Origin of the sequence: Paraburkholderia sp. RL17-347-BIC-D, assembly GCF_046027915.1 — a bacterium.
Taxonomy (GTDB): Bacteria; Pseudomonadota; Gammaproteobacteria; order Burkholderiales; family Burkholderiaceae; genus Paraburkholderia.
The window spans coordinates 78,865-94,990 of the sequence record NZ_JARESS010000026.1 but is presented as its reverse complement, the minus strand read 5'-3'; the positions used below and the strand labels follow the sequence as shown (position 1 = coordinate 94,990).

General features: G+C 57.9%; 14 protein-coding genes, 4 pseudogenes and 1 other annotated feature. Of the genes and pseudogenes, 13 read left to right on the top strand and 5 right to left on the bottom strand.

From position 1 onward, the window contains the following. Positions 1–16: 16 nt before the first annotated feature. Positions 17–988, bottom strand: a complete 972-nt coding sequence (locus P0D96_RS29350) for a glutathione S-transferase family protein (RefSeq protein WP_408221308.1) — start codon at positions 986–988, stop codon at positions 17–19. A 138-nt stretch (positions 989–1,126) separates the two neighbouring features. On the opposite strand from P0D96_RS29350, the gene P0D96_RS29345 reads away from it, so the two are divergent. Further along, positions 1,127–2,275, top strand: coding sequence for an alpha-hydroxy acid oxidase (locus P0D96_RS29345; protein WP_408316981.1), 1,149 nt, complete (start codon positions 1,127–1,129; stop codon positions 2,273–2,275). A 329-nt stretch (positions 2,276–2,604) separates the two neighbouring features. After that, positions 2,605–2,736, top strand: a pseudogene (locus P0D96_RS29340) (IS5/IS1182 family transposase); the annotation flags it as partial. Positions 2,737–3,000: 264 nt separating this feature from the next. On the opposite strand, the pseudogene P0D96_RS29335 reads toward P0D96_RS29340, so the two are convergent. Together P0D96_RS29335 and P0D96_RS29330 are read right to left on the bottom strand one after the other, a co-directional pair. After that, positions 3,001–4,025: pseudogene (locus P0D96_RS29335) on the bottom strand (IS110 family RNA-guided transposase). A 112-nt stretch (positions 4,026–4,137) separates the two neighbouring features. Beyond that, positions 4,138–4,809 carry a TetR/AcrR family transcriptional regulator gene (locus P0D96_RS29330; RefSeq protein WP_408221314.1) on the bottom strand — a complete coding sequence of 224 codons (672 nt, stop codon included), beginning with the start codon at positions 4,807–4,809 and terminating at the stop codon, positions 4,138–4,140. 102 nt (positions 4,810–4,911) lie between these two features. On the opposite strand from P0D96_RS29330, the gene P0D96_RS29325 reads away from it, so the two are divergent. Next, positions 4,912–5,631, top strand: a complete 720-nt coding sequence (locus P0D96_RS29325; RefSeq protein ID WP_408316979.1) for a glutathione S-transferase family protein — start codon at positions 4,912–4,914, stop codon at positions 5,629–5,631. Between the two features lie 64 nt (positions 5,632–5,695). Here P0D96_RS29325 and P0D96_RS29320 read toward each other — a convergent pair. Beyond that, a pseudogene (locus tag P0D96_RS29320) lies at positions 5,696–6,926 on the bottom strand (IS3 family transposase). After that, positions 6,532–6,649 (bottom strand) — a sequence feature (AL1L pseudoknot). Its footprint overlaps the pseudogene before it by 118 nt. Between P0D96_RS29320 and P0D96_RS29315 the strand changes: the two are divergent. Together P0D96_RS29315 and P0D96_RS29310 are read left to right on the top strand one after the other, a co-directional pair. Then, a complete protein-coding gene (locus P0D96_RS29315; protein WP_408316977.1) occupies positions 6,861–7,277 on the top strand; it encodes a LysR substrate-binding domain-containing protein in 417 nt (138 codons plus the stop codon). The pseudogene P0D96_RS29320 and the gene P0D96_RS29315 overlap by 66 nt on opposite strands. Positions 7,278–7,334: 57 nt before the next feature. Then, positions 7,335–8,002: pseudogene (locus P0D96_RS29310) on the top strand (transposase family protein); the annotation flags it as partial. Positions 8,003–8,214: 212 nt separating this feature from the next. Here P0D96_RS29310 and P0D96_RS29305 read toward each other — a convergent pair. Further along, entirely contained in the window at positions 8,215–8,622 is a 408-nt protein-coding gene (locus tag P0D96_RS29305) for a RidA family protein (protein WP_408221432.1), read from the bottom strand. Between the two features lie 164 nt (positions 8,623–8,786). Here P0D96_RS29305 and P0D96_RS29300 point away from each other — a divergent pair, with 164 nt between their 5' ends. The 8 genes from P0D96_RS29300 (at position 8,787) to P0D96_RS29265 (ending at position 16,094) form a co-directional block, all read left to right on the top strand. Beyond that, entirely contained in the window at positions 8,787–9,848 is a 1,062-nt protein-coding gene (locus P0D96_RS29300; protein ID WP_408316975.1) for a glutathione S-transferase family protein, read from the top strand. Between the two features lie 17 nt (positions 9,849–9,865). Then, complete coding sequence (locus P0D96_RS29295) at positions 9,866–10,516, top strand: TetR/AcrR family transcriptional regulator (RefSeq protein WP_408316973.1); 651 nt, start codon at positions 9,866–9,868, stop codon at positions 10,514–10,516. Between the two features lie 272 nt (positions 10,517–10,788). Further along, the gene (locus tag P0D96_RS29290) at positions 10,789–11,127 is read left to right on the top strand and encodes a hypothetical protein (RefSeq protein ID WP_408316971.1); all 339 of its coding nucleotides are present in this window, start codon (positions 10,789–10,791) and stop codon (positions 11,125–11,127) included. A 270-nt stretch (positions 11,128–11,397) separates the two neighbouring features. After that, a complete protein-coding gene (locus P0D96_RS29285) occupies positions 11,398–11,799 on the top strand; it encodes a RidA family protein (protein ID WP_408316969.1) in 402 nt (133 codons plus the stop codon). 27 nt (positions 11,800–11,826) lie between these two features. After that, on the top strand, positions 11,827–12,270 hold the full coding sequence (locus P0D96_RS29280) for a VOC family protein (protein WP_408316967.1): 444 nt from the start codon (positions 11,827–11,829) through the stop codon (positions 12,268–12,270). Between the two features lies 1 nt (position 12,271). Continuing rightward, complete coding sequence (locus P0D96_RS29275) at positions 12,272–13,006, top strand: RraA family protein (RefSeq protein WP_408316965.1); 735 nt, start codon at positions 12,272–12,274, stop codon at positions 13,004–13,006. A 598-nt stretch (positions 13,007–13,604) separates the two neighbouring features. Next, on the top strand, positions 13,605–14,834 hold the full coding sequence (locus P0D96_RS29270; protein ID WP_408316963.1) for an MFS transporter: 1,230 nt from the start codon (positions 13,605–13,607) through the stop codon (positions 14,832–14,834). 420 nt (positions 14,835–15,254) lie between these two features. Then, positions 15,255–16,094 carry a CmcJ/NvfI family oxidoreductase gene (locus tag P0D96_RS29265; protein ID WP_408316961.1) on the top strand — a complete coding sequence of 280 codons (840 nt, stop codon included), beginning with the start codon at positions 15,255–15,257 and terminating at the stop codon, positions 16,092–16,094. Positions 16,095–16,126 lie beyond the last annotated feature (32 nt).

The following is a 16,126-nucleotide window of genomic DNA, read 5'->3' as shown; positions in this document are numbered from 1 at the left end:
ACGGAATTTCAATCCATTATGAAAATGTGGTCGAGCGATCATGAGGGGCCGCCAATGCAGCCTCGAATCCTTCCGGTCCGAGGGGTATGATTCCTGCACTGTTCCATCTCTGGCTATAGTAGCCGCGAACGATCTGGCGCGCATGTACCGTCCCTGCCACGCCCGGAGTCTGATAAATATCGCGAAGATAGTTCGACAGACAGGGATAACTGGCGATGGTTCGCTGGTTGCACCTGAACAGAGGGTAATAGACCAAATCGAATCGGAACAGGGAGGCAGCGAGCCGCCAATCGCTTTCGGTAAGCTCCGCGCCGAGAAGGTATCGATTGCGCGAAAGGCTCTCCTCCGCCCAATCTAGAGTGGAGAATACATCCGAATATGCCTCGTTATAGGCCTCCTGTGATCCCGCCGCACCGGCGCGATAGACCGCGTTGTTCAGGCCACGATAAATTCGGTCGTTTGCCTCGTCGATCTGAGGCCTAAGCGCCAACGGGTAGTAGTCCTCTTGTGCGCTCGTGAAGCGATTAAATTCGCTGTTCAACATTCGGATGATTTCGCCCGACTCATTGTTAACTATGGTACGACGTTTCCTGTCCCACAGGACGGGAACCGAAACGACGCCCGTGTAGTCCGGCTTCGCGCTGGTATAGGCCTGACGGAGGTGCGAAAACCCCTCAGCATCGTCCTTAGTCGACCCGTCCACCCAGTCGCCGAACACCCAGCCCTCCTCGCGGCCGTTAGGAATGGCCACGCTCATGCTGATTACGGCAGTCAACTTCTTGATGCTTCGATAGACGATTGCGCGCCAAGCCCAAGGGCATTGGAGCGAAACATAGAGATGGTAGCGGCCCGCCTCGCTTCGAAATTCCGAAGATCCATCCTCACGAACCCAGTTGCGGAACTGCGATGGCTCGCGCACGAACCGCCCCTGTTTTTGCGGAAGAACAGAGATGTCCGCTACCCAGTGCCCATCAATCAGCTGTCCCATTTCAACATCTCCCTCCGTGACCTCGCTCTAATATCGATTATACTTCGTTTTTAAGCAGATCGCTCGCCCCAAAACGAGTCGATGCCGAAACACTTGGTATTTGCCGATACAAGGCAGCTACATATTGGAGATAACTCTTTGTTTACTACAGAATATAACATCGAAGATTTCCGGGAAGCGGCCCGCAGACGCCTACCTAGAGGGCTCTTCGACTATATCGATCGGGGCAACGAAGACGATGTAGCTCTGAGGCATAACCGATCGGCATTCGCGAAAATTAAACTGCTCCCACGGATCCTCGCTGGCGTTGGCGATCGCGATCTGAGCGCCGAGGTTCTCGGCCATCGGCACAGTCTTCCCTTCGGTATTGCGCCAACAGGGCCGGCGGGATATGTGCGGTACAAAGGAGAGATCGAGCTGGCGCGGGCAGCGTCGCGCGTCGGTGTTCCTTTCATCCTCTCTTGTGCCGCAACGGTTCCGATGGAAGAGGTGATCCGCGATGGAAGCGACGGAGCCAAATGGTTCCAGCTCTACCTGTCCGGTGACCGGCTTCTTTCGATGCGCACGATCGATCGAGCTTGGGCCGCGGGCTTCAAGACCCTGGTCTTCACTGTTGATTCAATCGTCAGCCCCAATCGCGAGTTCGCCGCCAGAAGCGGCTACACGGTCCCGCCGAGGGTCCGGCCCGGAATCGTGCTCGACGCAATGCTGAGCCCGAAATGGCTGGTGAGTACGTGGGGTCGTTATATGCTCAATGGCGGCTTGCCGCAGATGATGAATTACCCATTGCCCGACGTCGGAAGCATTGGCCAGTCCGCCCCCCCCCTCAAAGATGATTCGATCGACTGGGAGACGCTTGCGGAGGTCCGCGCCGCCTGGCCTGGAAAACTTGTCGTCAAAGGCGTATTGAATCCACAGGACGCTGTAGCCTGCGCCGAGGCCGGCGCCGACGCAGTCATTGTGTCGAACCATGGCGCCCTCCTCTTCGACAGTTGCGTCTCGACGATCGACTCACTTGGCCCTGTCGTCGATGCGGTGGGAGGCCGGATCGAGGTTTATCTCGACAGCGGTATCAGGCGTGGATCAGATATCGTGAAGGCCCTCGCCCTTGGCGCAAAAGCGGTTTTCCTCGGACGCGCGACGCTCTATGCGTTGGCGGCCTCCGGGGAGTCCGGCGTCGTTCGTGCGCTGGAGTTGTTGCGCGACGAAGTCGACCGAACTTTAGCTTGCCTTGGAGTCGCCAGCATATCGCACTTGTCTCGCAGGCATATAGTGGCTGCTCCCTAACCGGGTCTGACTCACGTTCCGCAAGACGCAATCGTGCATCATTGATGTTCCGCAAGGCCGCCCTTCGCAAAACGAGTCTCCATCGGACTTACCCCTTGCTGATAACGTGCCAAGAGGGACTCGTCGAAGCCGGCCTCTAGCGCGGATCCATTGCCCGCAGCCACGACGGACAGTCGCAGCGAATTCGACAGATCGGGAGGTGTTCCATGGGACGACCACGGGGTTGTGCCTCGGAACAGACGAGGCGGCCAGTGATAGCATCGTCTGGCGGCACAGGCGTCAGTCAGTGGGAGGCAAAGCACACGTTCCAAAAATGCATTGCTTGGGGACTGGCCCGTCAGGTTCAGCAGGCCACGGGCCAGACGGTCAAGGTAGCGTTTGCCGATCAGGGATATACCGGCGAAGAGCCTGCGCAGGCGGCACTCGACGAAGGCATCGAGTTTCAGGTAATCAAGCTCCCTTGCGGGTGCATGTGAGAAGGTGAAGGACTGCGGTTCTACAACCGGTCAGGTTGGGCCAATGGCCCGGACCCTGATGAAAGACGCGCGCAGAGGCCTCATTCTCAAGCCGGGAATAGATATCCCCGTCGTGTTAGTCAGGCACGCCCCACGCGGGTCCAACCCGCTTCACATCACCGCTGGCAGTGCAAAGTGATCGTTTCTACGTGCTCGTGATGTCCGCGCGCCGCGTCTAGTTGCCGGTTGATCGATAAACTCAAATCGCAGTCAGACCGTCACTGGTTCGAGCTTGAAGTCATCGCCATATTTCAGCGAGGCCCACGCCAATCTCGCGTTCTTTGCAGCAATCGCGATGGCGGCCCGCCAGTAGCCCCGTCGCTCGACAAGGGTTCGGACCCACCGGCTGAAGCGATCCTGTTTCTCGCCGAGACTGGCAGTAACGGCGCGGGCGCCGTTCACCAGCAGGCCGCGCAGATAGGCGTCGCCTGCCTTCGTGATGCCGCCCAGCCGCGCCTTGCCGCCACTGCTGTACTGACCTGGCGTGAGTCCGATCGAGGCTGCCACCTGCCGGCCGTTTCTGAAGTCGTGCCCGGCACCGATACTGGCCAGCAACGCACTGGCCGTGGTTGGGCCGATGCCGCGCAACTGCATTAGCCTCTTGCTGCGCGCGTCCTCACGCGCGATCTCAGCGATCGCACGGTCGTATTCGAGCAGGCGATCCTCGATATCGCCGGCATGCTCAAGCAGATCGCTGATGCTGCGCTTCGCCCAGCCCGGCAATGTGTCCAGATGTTCTGTGATGTGCCTGCGCAACTTCTCCGGGCTCTGTGGCAGCACCACGCCGAATTCCGAGAGCAGGCCGCGCAACCGATTGTAGGTCGCCGTCCTCTCTTCGACGAAACCTTGCCGTGTCCGATGCGGACAAAGCGTCGCCTGTTGATGTTCATCCTTCAACGGCACGAAACGCATGCTCGGACCGTCACCGCTTCGCAGATCGCAGCAGCATCCGCCGCGTCATTCTTGCCCCGCTTGCCGGACATGCGATAAGGCGCCACGAGGTTGGGCGCCATGAGTTTGACGGTATGGCCGTGCTGCTGGAACACACGAGCCCAGTGATGCGCACCGGAGCAGGTCTCCATGCCGATGAGGCACGCTGGCAGCGGTGCGATCAACCTCGCCAGCTGATCGCGCGGAACATGTGGCTTGATGAGCATCGCTTTGCCGGCCTCGTCCACACCGCGAATGGCGAATACATTCTTGGCAAGATCGATTCCGATAGTGACAATGGGCATGGACTTCCCCTTTCGTTGGTGTTGATGAACGTTCGAAACTTCATCATGGCATCATCGATGCCGATTTGCGGCTTCCGCCACAGCCGCGGGACGGGGAAGTCTCTTTCATCCTCTAGGGAGAGGAACGGTAGCCTCGTCGAAGGCGAGCAACTCCGCGACGGTTACTGCCACCTTCATCTCTGCCTCGGCATGAAGCATCCCAGGCCGCCATAGCGCATGTCACGACTTTCTCGAGTTCGGCCTGCTTCATACCGTCGCGCGCACTAACGGACAGCCCCTTAAGGATTGACACATAGAAGCTCGAAAGAGCATTAATATCTGCGAGCGAGCCAACGTCTCCATCAGCCACTCCTCGTTCAATGCGTTCCCGAATGGCCCGCTCGGCAAGTTGTCGTTGCGCCGTCAGATGCTCACTGATGTGGCTGTTTTCTGGTGCGCAATTTATCGCGCCAAGCATGATCAGGCAGCCCGTGGGCTCTCCCTTGCGAGCGATGCGCCCGGCGGCACGGCGAAGCAAACCTTCGATTGCCTCTTTCGCCGTAGACGCGGCTTCAAGAACGGCTCGATTGCTTTTGGCTTCGGCGTCGACGTATAACTCGACCACCTCGCTATAAAGCGCTTCCTTGGAACCGAAGGCGGCATACAGGCTCGGTGAATTTATTCCCATTGCCGCAGTGAGGTCCGCAAGCGACGTGGCTTCATATCCACGCTCCCAGAAAAGGCGCGTCGCGCGGACAAGAGCGACATTACGGTCAAAACTGCGAGGGCGACCACGATCAGCCATTGCATTCCTCTTTCTGTATCGATCACCACATAAATGCTTGACAAACTCAAGAACTTCAGTACTATACCATTTATGTAACGATCACCACAATAAGGAACTGCGTTGATTACACTCTATGCGGCGGACAGCCCGAACGTATTGAAAATCTACCTCGCTTTGGAAGAGATGGGGCTTGAGTATCGGGCGATCCCGGTTGACGTTATGGCCGGGCAAAATTTCTCTCCTGAATTCATGCGGCTCAACCCGAACGCCAAAGTGCCGGTGGTCGTGGATGAGGATGGGCCAACTGGTAGCCCGCTCACGGTATTTGAGTCGGGAGCGGTCTTGATTTACCTTGCTGAGAAAACTGGAAAATTGATTCCCTCCGAGGCGTCGCGACGGTACCAAGTGCTGGAATGGCTCATGGTGCAGATGAGCGGCCTTGGCCCACTGTTTGGCCAGTTCATACATTTCCATCTGTTCGCGCCTGACGGTAACGACTATGCCTTATCGCGATACAGTACTTTGGCGCATCGAGTCATCGGTGCCCTAGAGACGCGACTGAGTGAAGCAGAGTGGCTTGGGGGATGTGACTACAGCGTCGCGGACATCGCTACCTTTCCGTGGGCGCGTCCTCTCAGTAGAATTTTTGGGCCCGGTGTCGAGGCCGAGTATCCTAGGTTGATGGAATGGCTCGCAAGAATCGCGGCTAGACCCGCCACGGGTCGAGCGCTCGCTGCTGTCGAAGAAATTGGCCGTCTCACAACTGCGCCCGGCGAGGCCTCACCTGAAGCTCTCGACTTGGTATTCGGGCGCGGGACGCACGCTTATGCGCGTGCATGACCGGCTACTTTAAATTCGCGGTAAGCGGATGAACCGCCCCGGGAAATCGTGGAGGCCGGTTGGTTTAAGTTGATGTGGGTTCGGCGACCGGTGTTTCAAGTTGCCGATGATAGTGTGCCTCAGCTTCAGCAGGCGGGGATGGAGCCGAGGGTTCCATCAATCGATGATGATTGGACCAGGTCACCCATTCCAGCGTTGCCAACTCGACGGACTCGCGTGTTTTCTAGGTGCGGCGATGAATCGGTTCGGCCTTGTACAAATCGTTGATTGTCTCGGCCAGTGCGTTGTCGTAACTGTCGCCACTGCTACCAACCGAGGGCTCTATGCCCGCTTCGGCCAGTCGCTCGCTATAGCGAATGCTAGCGTATTGCGAGCCTCTGTCGGAGTGATGTATCAACGTCCATCGCCGCCTGGGCGCCGTGCAATAAGTGCCTCTTCAAGTGCATCCAGAACGAAATCTGTAGCCATCGACGAACTGACGCGCCAACCGACGATCCGTCGGGCGAACACGTCGATCACGAAGGCCACGCGGAGCCAGCCCTGCCACGTCGAGACATAGGTGAATTCAGAAACCCAGAGCTGGTTTGGCCGGTCTGCCCTGAACTGCCGGTTGACCCGATCCAGCGGACGAGCGGCCGCCGCATCGGCAATGGTCATGCGAGCACGTTTGCCTCGCATTACGCTACGCAAACCCAGTTGCTTCATCAGCCGTTCGACCGTGCAGCGAGCCACCGCGATACGCCCCCGGTTCATCTGCTTCCGGACTTTATCCGCTCCATAGACACGCTTGTTGGCTTGCCACACACGCTGGATCTCGGGTCGCAGGCGTTCATCGCGTATAGCACGAGCGCAGCGGCGCGACGGATCGCGAAGCTGCGCAGCATGGCGCCGGTAGCTCGACGGGGCAATCCGCAAGACCTTGCAGATCGGCTCGCCCCCCGAAGGTGTCGCGATGCTGATCGATGACGGCCTTCAGGACTTCAGACGGCGGTCGAGCTCCGCCTGGGCGAATAACGCGCTTGCAGTTTCAGAATCTCGTTGACGCGGCGCAGTTCCTAGACCTCGCGCTCCAGTGCTTTAAGACGTTCGCGTTCCGATGTGCTCACGCCCTCGCGCTCGCCGCTATCGACTTCGTCTCGTTTGACCCACCCCAGCAATGTCTGGCTCGTGCAGCCGATCTTGGGGGCGATGGATTCGATCGCTGCCCACTGTGACGGATACTCGCCCCGATGCTCCTGCACCATGCGCACAGCACGTTCGCGGACTTCAGCAGAAGACTTGTTCGACTTGTTCATGGCTCCATCTTCTCAGAGGTCGGAGCCATTCTTGCCCTTGCTACCCAGGCGGCCAAAGCGCTGCGGTGTCCTATGTGTCTGGCCATCCAGGTGACCAACTTCGAGGCGATTCGCAATATGGTCATTGCCGGACTGGGAATCGCCATCATCCCGGAAATCGCACTCGCCGAACGGCACCATTCAGACTATGTGATAGTACGGCTCGACGAGCCGTGGGCCGGGCGGCAGCCCAAACTGTTATTCAGACCAATGGTGCCTTTGTCAATAGCTGCCATGCACCTTCGCGATGACCTCTGTACGAAAGGTGGCAAAACAAAGATGGGTTCCGATCCAACGGAACGCGCGCTCTGAGGGCAACCCGAAAGAGTGGAAGCCAACATTCCGCAACATGCGGGAATAGAGGCATACATGAACCGAATGCCTAAAGCGTCTACACGAATAAATTTCCTGAAGACGCAGTGAAGCTTGCAATGACCGATGGCGTTAGTGTGTATCGGAGGTTGTGCGGCGGCTATCGATATCAATGAAGGCCGTGGCAACTGGGGTGCTTGCTGCGGAGGCCGGCACGCTGGAGCGCGTGGGCGAGCATCAAAAGCCCTTAACGGAGAGTGAAGCTGAGCTCATGCGCGTGAAGCGGGAGCCGGCCGAAGAAAGATAGGGTGCGATTTACTAAAAAACGTCACGACGTGCTTCGCGAGGGAGTCGCGGTGAAGTACGGCGTGATCGAACAGGTGCGACAGAACTATCCGGTGCCGCCGACATACCTGCTGCTGGGCACTTCCTTGAGCGGCTACTACGCGTGGCGCAAGCGGTCGCGGTCGTCGCGGCATGCGCCGCGACTGGAGGCTGAGGTACTCGCTGCGGATCAGCACACGCGTGAAAGTTTCAGCCCCGAATTCTTCCAGAAACACCTCGATGAGCACTGCGTGCGACTCGGAGTTCATCGCATAGAAATGCTGCGTAAAAAGCTGGGATTGCCTTGCATGCAGAAACGCAAGTTCAAGGCGACGATCAATTCGAAGCGCAACCTGACAGTGGAGCCGAACCCCGCCACTCAGCAGAAAAACACTGCTGCCCGCTGCACAGGTTCTCTTTTCCACATCTGGTCTGGCTTGCAAGTCCGAAGTGAGGTACTTGACTGGCGCTGCTGAATAAGCTCCCGGATTTTGTGCGTGGCGCGGTCGGCCTGTTGGGCAAGCAATGCAAATGATCGCCCCTATATCCGCCTATTGACGCATCGACGAAGGGAACTTGCTACGTGCCTTTCAAAATCAGCGCCAGCGGACTGTTATGCCGTGGTCGCGCTCGGTTGTATCGCAACGCACTTGATCTCGACCAGCAGGCCTGGATGGGCAAGCTCCGATACCCCAATCGCAGTCCAGGTGCACGTGCCGCGCGGAAAAACCCGGTTCTTCACCTCACGGAAGACTGACATATGTACACTCATTTGTACGTGGTATGTCGTCATCTCGACAACGTCCTCAAACGTACAGCCTGCCGCATCGAGAAGTACCTTTAAATTATCCCAGCACGCCAGGAACTGTGCCTCAGGATCGTGGATGACCTCAAGCTCACGTGTACGCCCTACTTGCCCGGCGCAAAATACAGTTGCTCCTACCTTGACAGCTGGCGCATAGCCCGCGCGTTCAACAATCTGCTCCATTCCATCGGGAATAGTAATTTTTCGATCGGTCACGCAAGAGTTCCTTTGTGATAGGGATGGACAATAGGGTGTTCAGGGAGCTGGCGGCCTTCCTATAACGGAACTATAATCGTTAATGAAAAAGTACGCGACCGTGTGCAAGAGCGAACTATCCAGACTACGGGAGAGGTCGATGTCTCAAAGAAGTGAGATTTCCCATGGAATTCTGGTCGAACGTTCCAGTCCGGGTCAGCGACGGCACCACAAGCGGCGCGAAGCGTGGCGTATTCGTTGGTATGGATGGTATGGGTCAGCTGATTAACGGCCGCTGGGTCGCAGACGTCTCCGTCCTTCGGCAGGAGCAGGGAGGGCTCGTGCGCCAGCCCCCAAAGTTCCGCAACTGGGTGCGGGCGGACAGGTCCCCGGAATTTCCGAGCCGTGCGGGTCGCTACCATCTCTATGTTTCACTGCGATGCCAATGGGCTTGGCACACAATTGTCTATCGCAGTGTCAAGAAACTGTCTTCAGTGATCAGTATGAGCGTGGCCATTCCCAACGGCGGCGGGGACGGCTGGGTGTTCGGCGATACCATGGACGGGTCGACTACGGACGATGTGGAGGGGTTCACCCACCTCCACCAAGCCTATACCTGCGCCAAGCCGGATTACACCGGCGTCGTTTCGGTTCCCGTCTTGTGGGACAGGCGGCGCCGTACCATCGTGAACAACGAGTCTGGCGAGATCATCCGAATGTTGAACAACGAGTTCAATCACTTCACAAGTGCACAGCAGGACTATTACCCACCCCCGCTGAGGCCTCGTATCGACGGAATGAACGACCGGATCTATCTTGGTCTGAACAACGCGGTCTACCGCGCAGGTGCAGCGGAATCGCAGGAAGTCTACAACGAGGCTTGTTCGGACATATTCGACACTCTGGACTGGGCTGAGCAGAGGCTTTCAAGCAGCCGATACCTCGCTGCCGCGGAAATCACCGAGACCGATTGGCGGCTCGCTGCCTCCCTGTTCCTGTTCGAACTGGTCTATTACCCGTTGTTCCGGTGCAACAAGCGAACCATCGCAAGCTACCCTAACCTGTCCAACTATCTTCGCGATATTTATCAGACTCCGGGTGTGGCAGGGACGGTACATGCGCGCCAGATCATTCGCGGGTACTATAGCCAGAAATGGACAGCCGCAGGCATCATACCGCTTGAGCCGCAGGGATTCGAGGCTGGGCTGGCGGCTCCTCATGATCGCTCGATTACATTTTTTTCGTGATGGGATGAAATTCCGGCATGGCCCAGGTAAAGAAAGATGAAGTCAGAAATCGGATTTTGAAATCGGCGGAAAAACTATTCCAAAGCAACGGCTATATTGGAACAACGATAAATCAGATCGCGAAGGAATCCGAACTGGCCAGTTCGACAATTTATGTGTACTTTCCCTCGAAGCTTTCGATAATTTTCGCGATCATCGAGCCTTGGCTGTTGGCCCAAGTTCGGCTCACCGAGCGGGAGGCAGCCAAGATCGAGGACGCTCACGAACGCCTCGAGTTCGTTTTTTGGCGATTCTGGCATGATATCCCGCTGGCGCGTGACAACTACATGAACAATCTCCTGCAGGCGCTGGCTGTATCGACCGATTCGGACAATTATCAGCCAACGATATTGAATATGCTGAGCCAGCATATGCAGAAGTTGATCACCGAATGCCTGCCGGTAGACCGTCGGGACCGTTTCGACGCCAACTCCATTGCCCAGTTAGCCGTGTTCGCCTTCGATGGCTTCGTTATCAACCATCACCTCAATTCCGCCTTGGTAAATGACCGGAAGATCACAAAGGTCATTTGCGAAATGATCTTGGGTGAATCTAGTTCGAAAGCGGCACACCCGACGTCGAAGAGGCCGACCGCCCCGAGCACCAAGAGGCACAAGCAGGACACATGAGTCCCAACCCGGGACGGCATGAGAACTCTGTTTAAACCGAGCCTCATAAGCACCAGCTCCTTGACCTTTCCACCATCTACGGCGATGGCGCGAGGACTTCAGCAAACAAAGGCTGTGACGACCTTCGGTGTCACAGACACAAGCATCTCAAGGGCTGCAAGGTTATCGCCCCTGTGACCGCGACCACAACATCATCGCGCCGTTCGCGACGGCCCCGGACAATCGCAACAAATCGCCGTCCTTGTACGACGCACTGCTCAGACTAACCAAAAATGGCCTGCGCCGGTGGTGCGGACCTGCAAGATTCAACCCTCAGTCGGGACGGGCCCTACACCCCCCCGGCCCATCGCAAGGTGATCTTTTATCACGGCATGACCCCGAAGACTCCGGAGAACCCGCGTGGGCGACAAAAAAAGCGAGCGGGGGCTGCAGACAGCCCTTTTGATCCGGCGCTTTTCGAGGAACGATTCAGGGCCATCAAACGCGTCTTTGCCGCGGAAGATAAGTTCCGCAGTCTGCTGCTGCGCTTCAATTGCAGTAGTGACGTGCGCTACGCGTTAAACGCGCTCGCCTATACGATCATCAATCTGCAACATCACTGCCGAAACTGATCTCACGCCAAAGCCTTGCGTAACATCGTTGGCGCTCTGCTCAGCGTCGCGATCGCGCTCGACCTCTCGATGCGTTCATCCTCGTATACCGACACATGCCGTCGTACCCTCACCACGCCGTGCCCGACATAGTCTTGCGCCTCGGGTTTGTTCGACGGCCGTGTACAAAATCAGCGCAGAAACTAGCAACCAGTTGCTATACTAACGATTGATGTTCGTTTTTACAGCAGCATCCGCTATGCATTGCTATCACGCCGAACGAGGAAATCCATGACCACCAAGGAACGCGAAGAGATCGATGTGCCGGGAGCGGCGCCAGCGCTCAGCCATTATGCCGATGCGGTGCGTTTCGGTGACACCTTATTCGTTTCCGGCGTCGTCGCGCTCGATACGGCTGGCAACATCATCGGCAAGGGGGATGTCGTCCAGCAAACGACCGCAATCTTCCAATCACTCGAAAGGATCCTGGCCGCCGCCGGCGCGAGCTTCGCCGACATACTCAAGGTCACCGTCCTGCTCATCGATGTCGAGCACCGGACCCTCATCAACCCGATACGCCAGCAATTCTTCGGTACCCACCGGCCGGCGAGCACGCTGATTGGCGTCAAGGCGTTGGCACTGCCCGACATATTGGTCGAAATCGAGGCCATTGTGGGTCTTCCCAACCGTTAGTCCGCGTCTTTCTTCAAGGAGGCAGCCATGGGTCTGCACCACGTCGACCATTACGCAATCGAGACCAACGACCTCGATGCCACCAAACGCTTCTACTGCGATCTGTTGGGCCTGAGCGAAGGACACAGGCCGACGCTGCCCTTTCCGGGTGCCTGGCTCTATTGCGAGAATGGCAAGCCGACGGTCCACGTCATGCTTCTGGTCGAAGGGCAGGCTCCCGCGCGATCGGGCTATTTTCACCACGTCAGCTTCTCGAGCAGCGGTGCCGAGGAAATACGCGGCCGCCTGGAGGCGGCGGGCATAGCCTTCAAGACTGTTGTGCTGCCAGGTTTCGGCAACACACAGTTCTTCATGAAGGATCCCAATGGGGTTTCGGTGGAATTAATCTTCCCGGTCGAGGAAACTCGACAGTCCGATATCGATGCGCAGAATAGCGGCAGAAAAGAGAGTTTCTTCCTGAAGGACCAATAGGATGATCGAATCGTCACGCGACGAGGCGTGTGTTGTTTCCGAAGCTGTTGCGGCTTTGCGCCGGTCGAGCGTTGCCACGGTCAGTGCGACCCTCCTGCGTCGTGGTCTGCGCAACCAATGCCTTATCGGGATTCGCCCCGTCGCGGACCGTACGGACGTCATGGTGGGGCCCGCATTCACGCTTCGCTTCATCCCGGCGCGCGAAGATATCGACACTATGGCGTGGCTGGCACGGCCCGACAATGTGCAGCGCCGGGCGATCGAAGAATGCCCGGTTGGCGCGGTGCTCGTCATTGACGCCAGGAGCTGTATCCGCGCAGCATCGGCCGGAGACCTGATGGCGCGCCGGCTTCGTTTCCGCGGCTGCGCGGGAATGGTCACGGACGGTGGCTTCCGTGATACGGCCGGCATAGTGGAGGCAGGGTTGCCGGCATATCAGCGGGAAAACGCGCCTTGCGCATCGCCGGCAGGGCTGCATCCAGTAGATATCGGTCAACCGATCGGTTGCGCAGGGGTTGCAATCTATCCAGGCGACTTTGTTATGGGCGATGGCGAGGGCGTTATCGTCATCCCTGCGGGCATCATCGAGGACGTCGCACGCGATACGGCATCGGCTTCGGACTACGAAGCTTTCGCGGCAGAGGAGATCGATAACGGCACGGCACTCTTCGATATCTTCCCGGCAACCGATCGATCGATCGAGGCGTTTCGCCGCTGGAGTCAAGCGGAAAACTGAAGAACCAGATGGGGAACGAAACCGTTCGCGCTTTTCTTAACCGTCAACTCCAGATCACGCCAAACTCCTTAGTGATGTCTCACAACGGGCGGCCAGCCCACTCATCGCGGGACGTTACCGGAGCGTGCATGGTCGGCAATCGTTCGCATGGGTCTCTTTTGCTGGGTGCAGTTCAAGCCGGCTAAGTCACTAGCTCGACCGGTTTTGAACGTGAATCTCATTGTTTCCGAGAAGGTCGATGCGTCAGGTTGTGAGTCGTTTCTAGTTAAATAGAAATGCCGTTAGTTGGCGGAAGGCAGTGCGCAAATAGAAATTGCGCGCCGTCTAAAACGATCTATAATCGCTATTGATGTTGCCCGTGACTGCCGCGCTGGCGCCACAGATCCGTCGCTGTCTTGGGGGAGGAAACGTCTCGTGACCAGGACTTGGCTTTATCCCATTTCTCGTAGCAGACCCCTGCAAGGGCTCCGGAGTCGCCTCGGGATTGAGAGGGCCTGGCCGTAGTCGGCCTGTCCACCATGGCCGGTAATCGACGACCGTCGTGTCTGGGATCGCAGTGTGAGTTGAGAACCGTGTCCGATCAGAATAGGGAGGGGATATGAGTGCGAGCAGGCGTGGCTATGAGATTGGACTCGTTGTCTTGCTATGTGCGGCAGTAGGAATCGTCAACATAGATATGTTCGGTATCAACTATCTGCTTCCTACGATCCGGCCTGCGCTGCGCCTGAGCAACACGCAGGTGGGTGCACTCATCTCAAGCTTCTGGGTCACCTATTCCATCTCGTGCTATATCACCGGCCGATTGATCGATCGTACAGGGCGGCGTAAGCCAATACTTGTGACCGTGCTCGTTGGTGTGGGAATTTGTTCGGTGCTCGCGGGCTTCGCGCAGAGCTTCTCCGCTCTCCTGGCTGCTCGTATGCTGATGGGGCTGCTGGAAGGGCCGATGCTGCCGCTCGTGCAGTCTTTGGTTGCAATCGAATCCGCGCCTGAGCGTAAGGGGCTTAATATGGGCATCGTTCAAACCTTCGGAGCTAGCCTCCTCGGCTGGCTGGCGGCACCCATCGTGCTGGCCTCGCTTGCGGCGCATTATGGGTGGAGGGCGGGTTTCTTCGTGGTGATCGGTCCAGCGCTGCTCTGCGCTGCGGTGGCTGCGGCTGTTCTCAGAGAGCCCTCTGCCATTGTTGCTGCGGCATCGGAAAATCGCCACCAGGGCGGCGTACTTGGGTTGCTCCGGATCCGTAATGTCTGGCTTTGCTGGCTGCTTTCGGCACTTGCCATGGCCTACCTTGCCGTCGGCGCCGCTTTCATACCGCTTTGCGCCGTGCAGATCCGCCAGATGGATTCAACCACCATGGGGTTATTGCTGAGCGTGCTCGGGCTATCGAGCCTAATACTGGGCATCGCCATCCCAGCGCTGTCGGACCGGTTCGGGCGTAAGCCAGTAGCGATCTTGGCTAATCTCGTCGGGATGCTTTGCCCTATAGCAATGATCGGTTTCGATGGAGCCGTTCCTTTGCTTGCCGTCTTGATGTTCTTTGGCTGGGCGTCGGCTGGGGCGAGTACCTTGTTCTTCGCCACCGTTCCCGCTGAAAGTGTCCCGTTGCACCTGATCTCGACGGCGATCGGGCTAAATATCTCGGTTGCGACGCTGCTTGGAGGAGTCGTCGCTCCTGTCGCTGCGGGTTGGCTCGCAGATGCTCGTGGCGTGCAGGCGGCGGTGATGGTGGTGGCGGGATGCGCTGGCGCGATGGCGCTGTTATCACTCGGGTTAAAGGAGACAAGGCCGACCGGTCGAGTTGGCGATCCTGAGATGGCGCTGTCCTGAGATTCAGTGACGTACGAAGTCGTCGTGCCGACCAAGTCATCGCGTCAGCCCCTCCGGGGATTTTGTGCACAAATGTTCAGCCAACCACTACCGCTCCGAGCCATGCACAACATTGCCGAATCCGAAGCCGCAGCGCGACACCGACTGCCGCGGGGGCTGTTCGACTACATTGGGCGCGGCGTAGAAGGCGACCTTGCAGTGCGCGCCAACCGTAGCGCGTTCAAGAGGATTCGCTGCGTCCCACGTCAAAGTTGTTACCCGCAACAGGATCGATCATGACGATGCAGACTGGATCCCCCTCGAATAACGGAATGACCTGACCGCGAGGTCTGCGTTAGAAATGAACGGCGGTCATGCTAACCGAGGATCCGCAATCTGGGCCAGCACTTTTGTCTTCAATTTTTGGAGAGAGCACGTCCAATGTCGCTATCTGCAAGTATCGGAAACAGGCCGCAGGATCGGTTTACCACCGCTCAAGTCAACTATCTCGCGGAAACAGACATCCGTCCGGAAGTCTGGAACGAGGATTTTTCCCGCAACATCCTGCCGCTCGTACCGATTGAGGTGCGCATCGAGGATGGCGGAGCAGCGTCCGAAACGCCGACACTCGACCACGAAGGCTTTGTCCTGCAGCACCACCAGACCACCGTCACGAATCTGACGGACAACGTCGACGCGTCGGAGCTCTATCGTAACGAACTGCGGGATCTGCTGCGGGCGATGACTGGCGCCGATCATGTCGACATGGCGACGAATACCGTGGTCCGTCGAGCGCGCCCGCCGGGCGAAGCCAATCACGACAGCGGCTTGCCGGTGCCCTTCATCCATTGCGACTGTTCCGAGGCGGGCGTCTGGCACATGCTCGAATGGGCTTACCCCAAAGCGCCGAACCGCAAGATCGCTCGCGTGACGGTGTTCAACATCTGGCGCCTGCTCTCTCCCGGGCCGACCAATCTTCCGCTCGCTGTCTGCGATGCCCGCAGCGTCGCGCCCGGCGATGTCGTGCCGGGCGACTCACGCTTCATGACTTCGGGTATATCGTTCGAAAGCGGGTTCGTCCGCGCGAACGCCAATCATCGCTGGTTTTATTTCCCGAATATGGGTGCGGACGAGGTACTGGTCTTCAAGCAATATGACAGCGATCGCCGCTTCGCGTTGCAGTGCCCCCACACCGCCTTCGAAGATCGGAGCTGCCTTCCCGATTCGGTTCCTAGGGTAAGCATTGAGGCGCGTTCGGCCTGCTATTGGTTCGCGGACTGAAGACCGCCCTTCTCTATTCGGCGCGCGAAGGC

What these genes read in the sequence shown, in the direction of transcription:
- P0D96_RS29285 (WP_408316969.1), top strand. Translation starts at nt 11,398, where the DNA reads ATGACCACCAAGGAACGCGAAGAGATCGATGTGCCGGGAGCGGCGCCA.
- P0D96_RS29280 (WP_408316967.1), top strand. Translation starts at nt 11,827, where the DNA reads ATGGGTCTGCACCACGTCGACCATTACGCAATCGAGACCAACGACCTC.
- P0D96_RS29350 (WP_408221308.1), bottom strand. Translation starts at nt 988, where the DNA reads ATGGGACAGCTGATTGATGGGCACTGGGTAGCGGACATCTCTGTTCTT.
- P0D96_RS29300 (WP_408316975.1), top strand. Translation starts at nt 8,787, where the DNA reads ATGGAATTCTGGTCGAACGTTCCAGTCCGGGTCAGCGACGGCACCACA.
- P0D96_RS29270 (WP_408316963.1), top strand. Translation starts at nt 13,605, where the DNA reads ATGAGTGCGAGCAGGCGTGGCTATGAGATTGGACTCGTTGTCTTGCTA.
- P0D96_RS29315 (WP_408316977.1), top strand. Translation starts at nt 6,861, where the DNA reads ATGCTCCTGCACCATGCGCACAGCACGTTCGCGGACTTCAGCAGAAGA.
- P0D96_RS29275 (WP_408316965.1), top strand. Translation starts at nt 12,272, where the DNA reads ATGATCGAATCGTCACGCGACGAGGCGTGTGTTGTTTCCGAAGCTGTT.
- P0D96_RS29295 (WP_408316973.1), top strand. Translation starts at nt 9,866, where the DNA reads ATGGCCCAGGTAAAGAAAGATGAAGTCAGAAATCGGATTTTGAAATCG.
- P0D96_RS29330 (WP_408221314.1), bottom strand. Translation starts at nt 4,809, where the DNA reads ATGGCTGATCGTGGTCGCCCTCGCAGTTTTGACCGTAATGTCGCTCTT.
- P0D96_RS29265 (WP_408316961.1), top strand. Translation starts at nt 15,255, where the DNA reads ATGTCGCTATCTGCAAGTATCGGAAACAGGCCGCAGGATCGGTTTACC.
- P0D96_RS29290 (WP_408316971.1), top strand. Translation starts at nt 10,789, where the DNA reads ATGGCCTGCGCCGGTGGTGCGGACCTGCAAGATTCAACCCTCAGTCGG.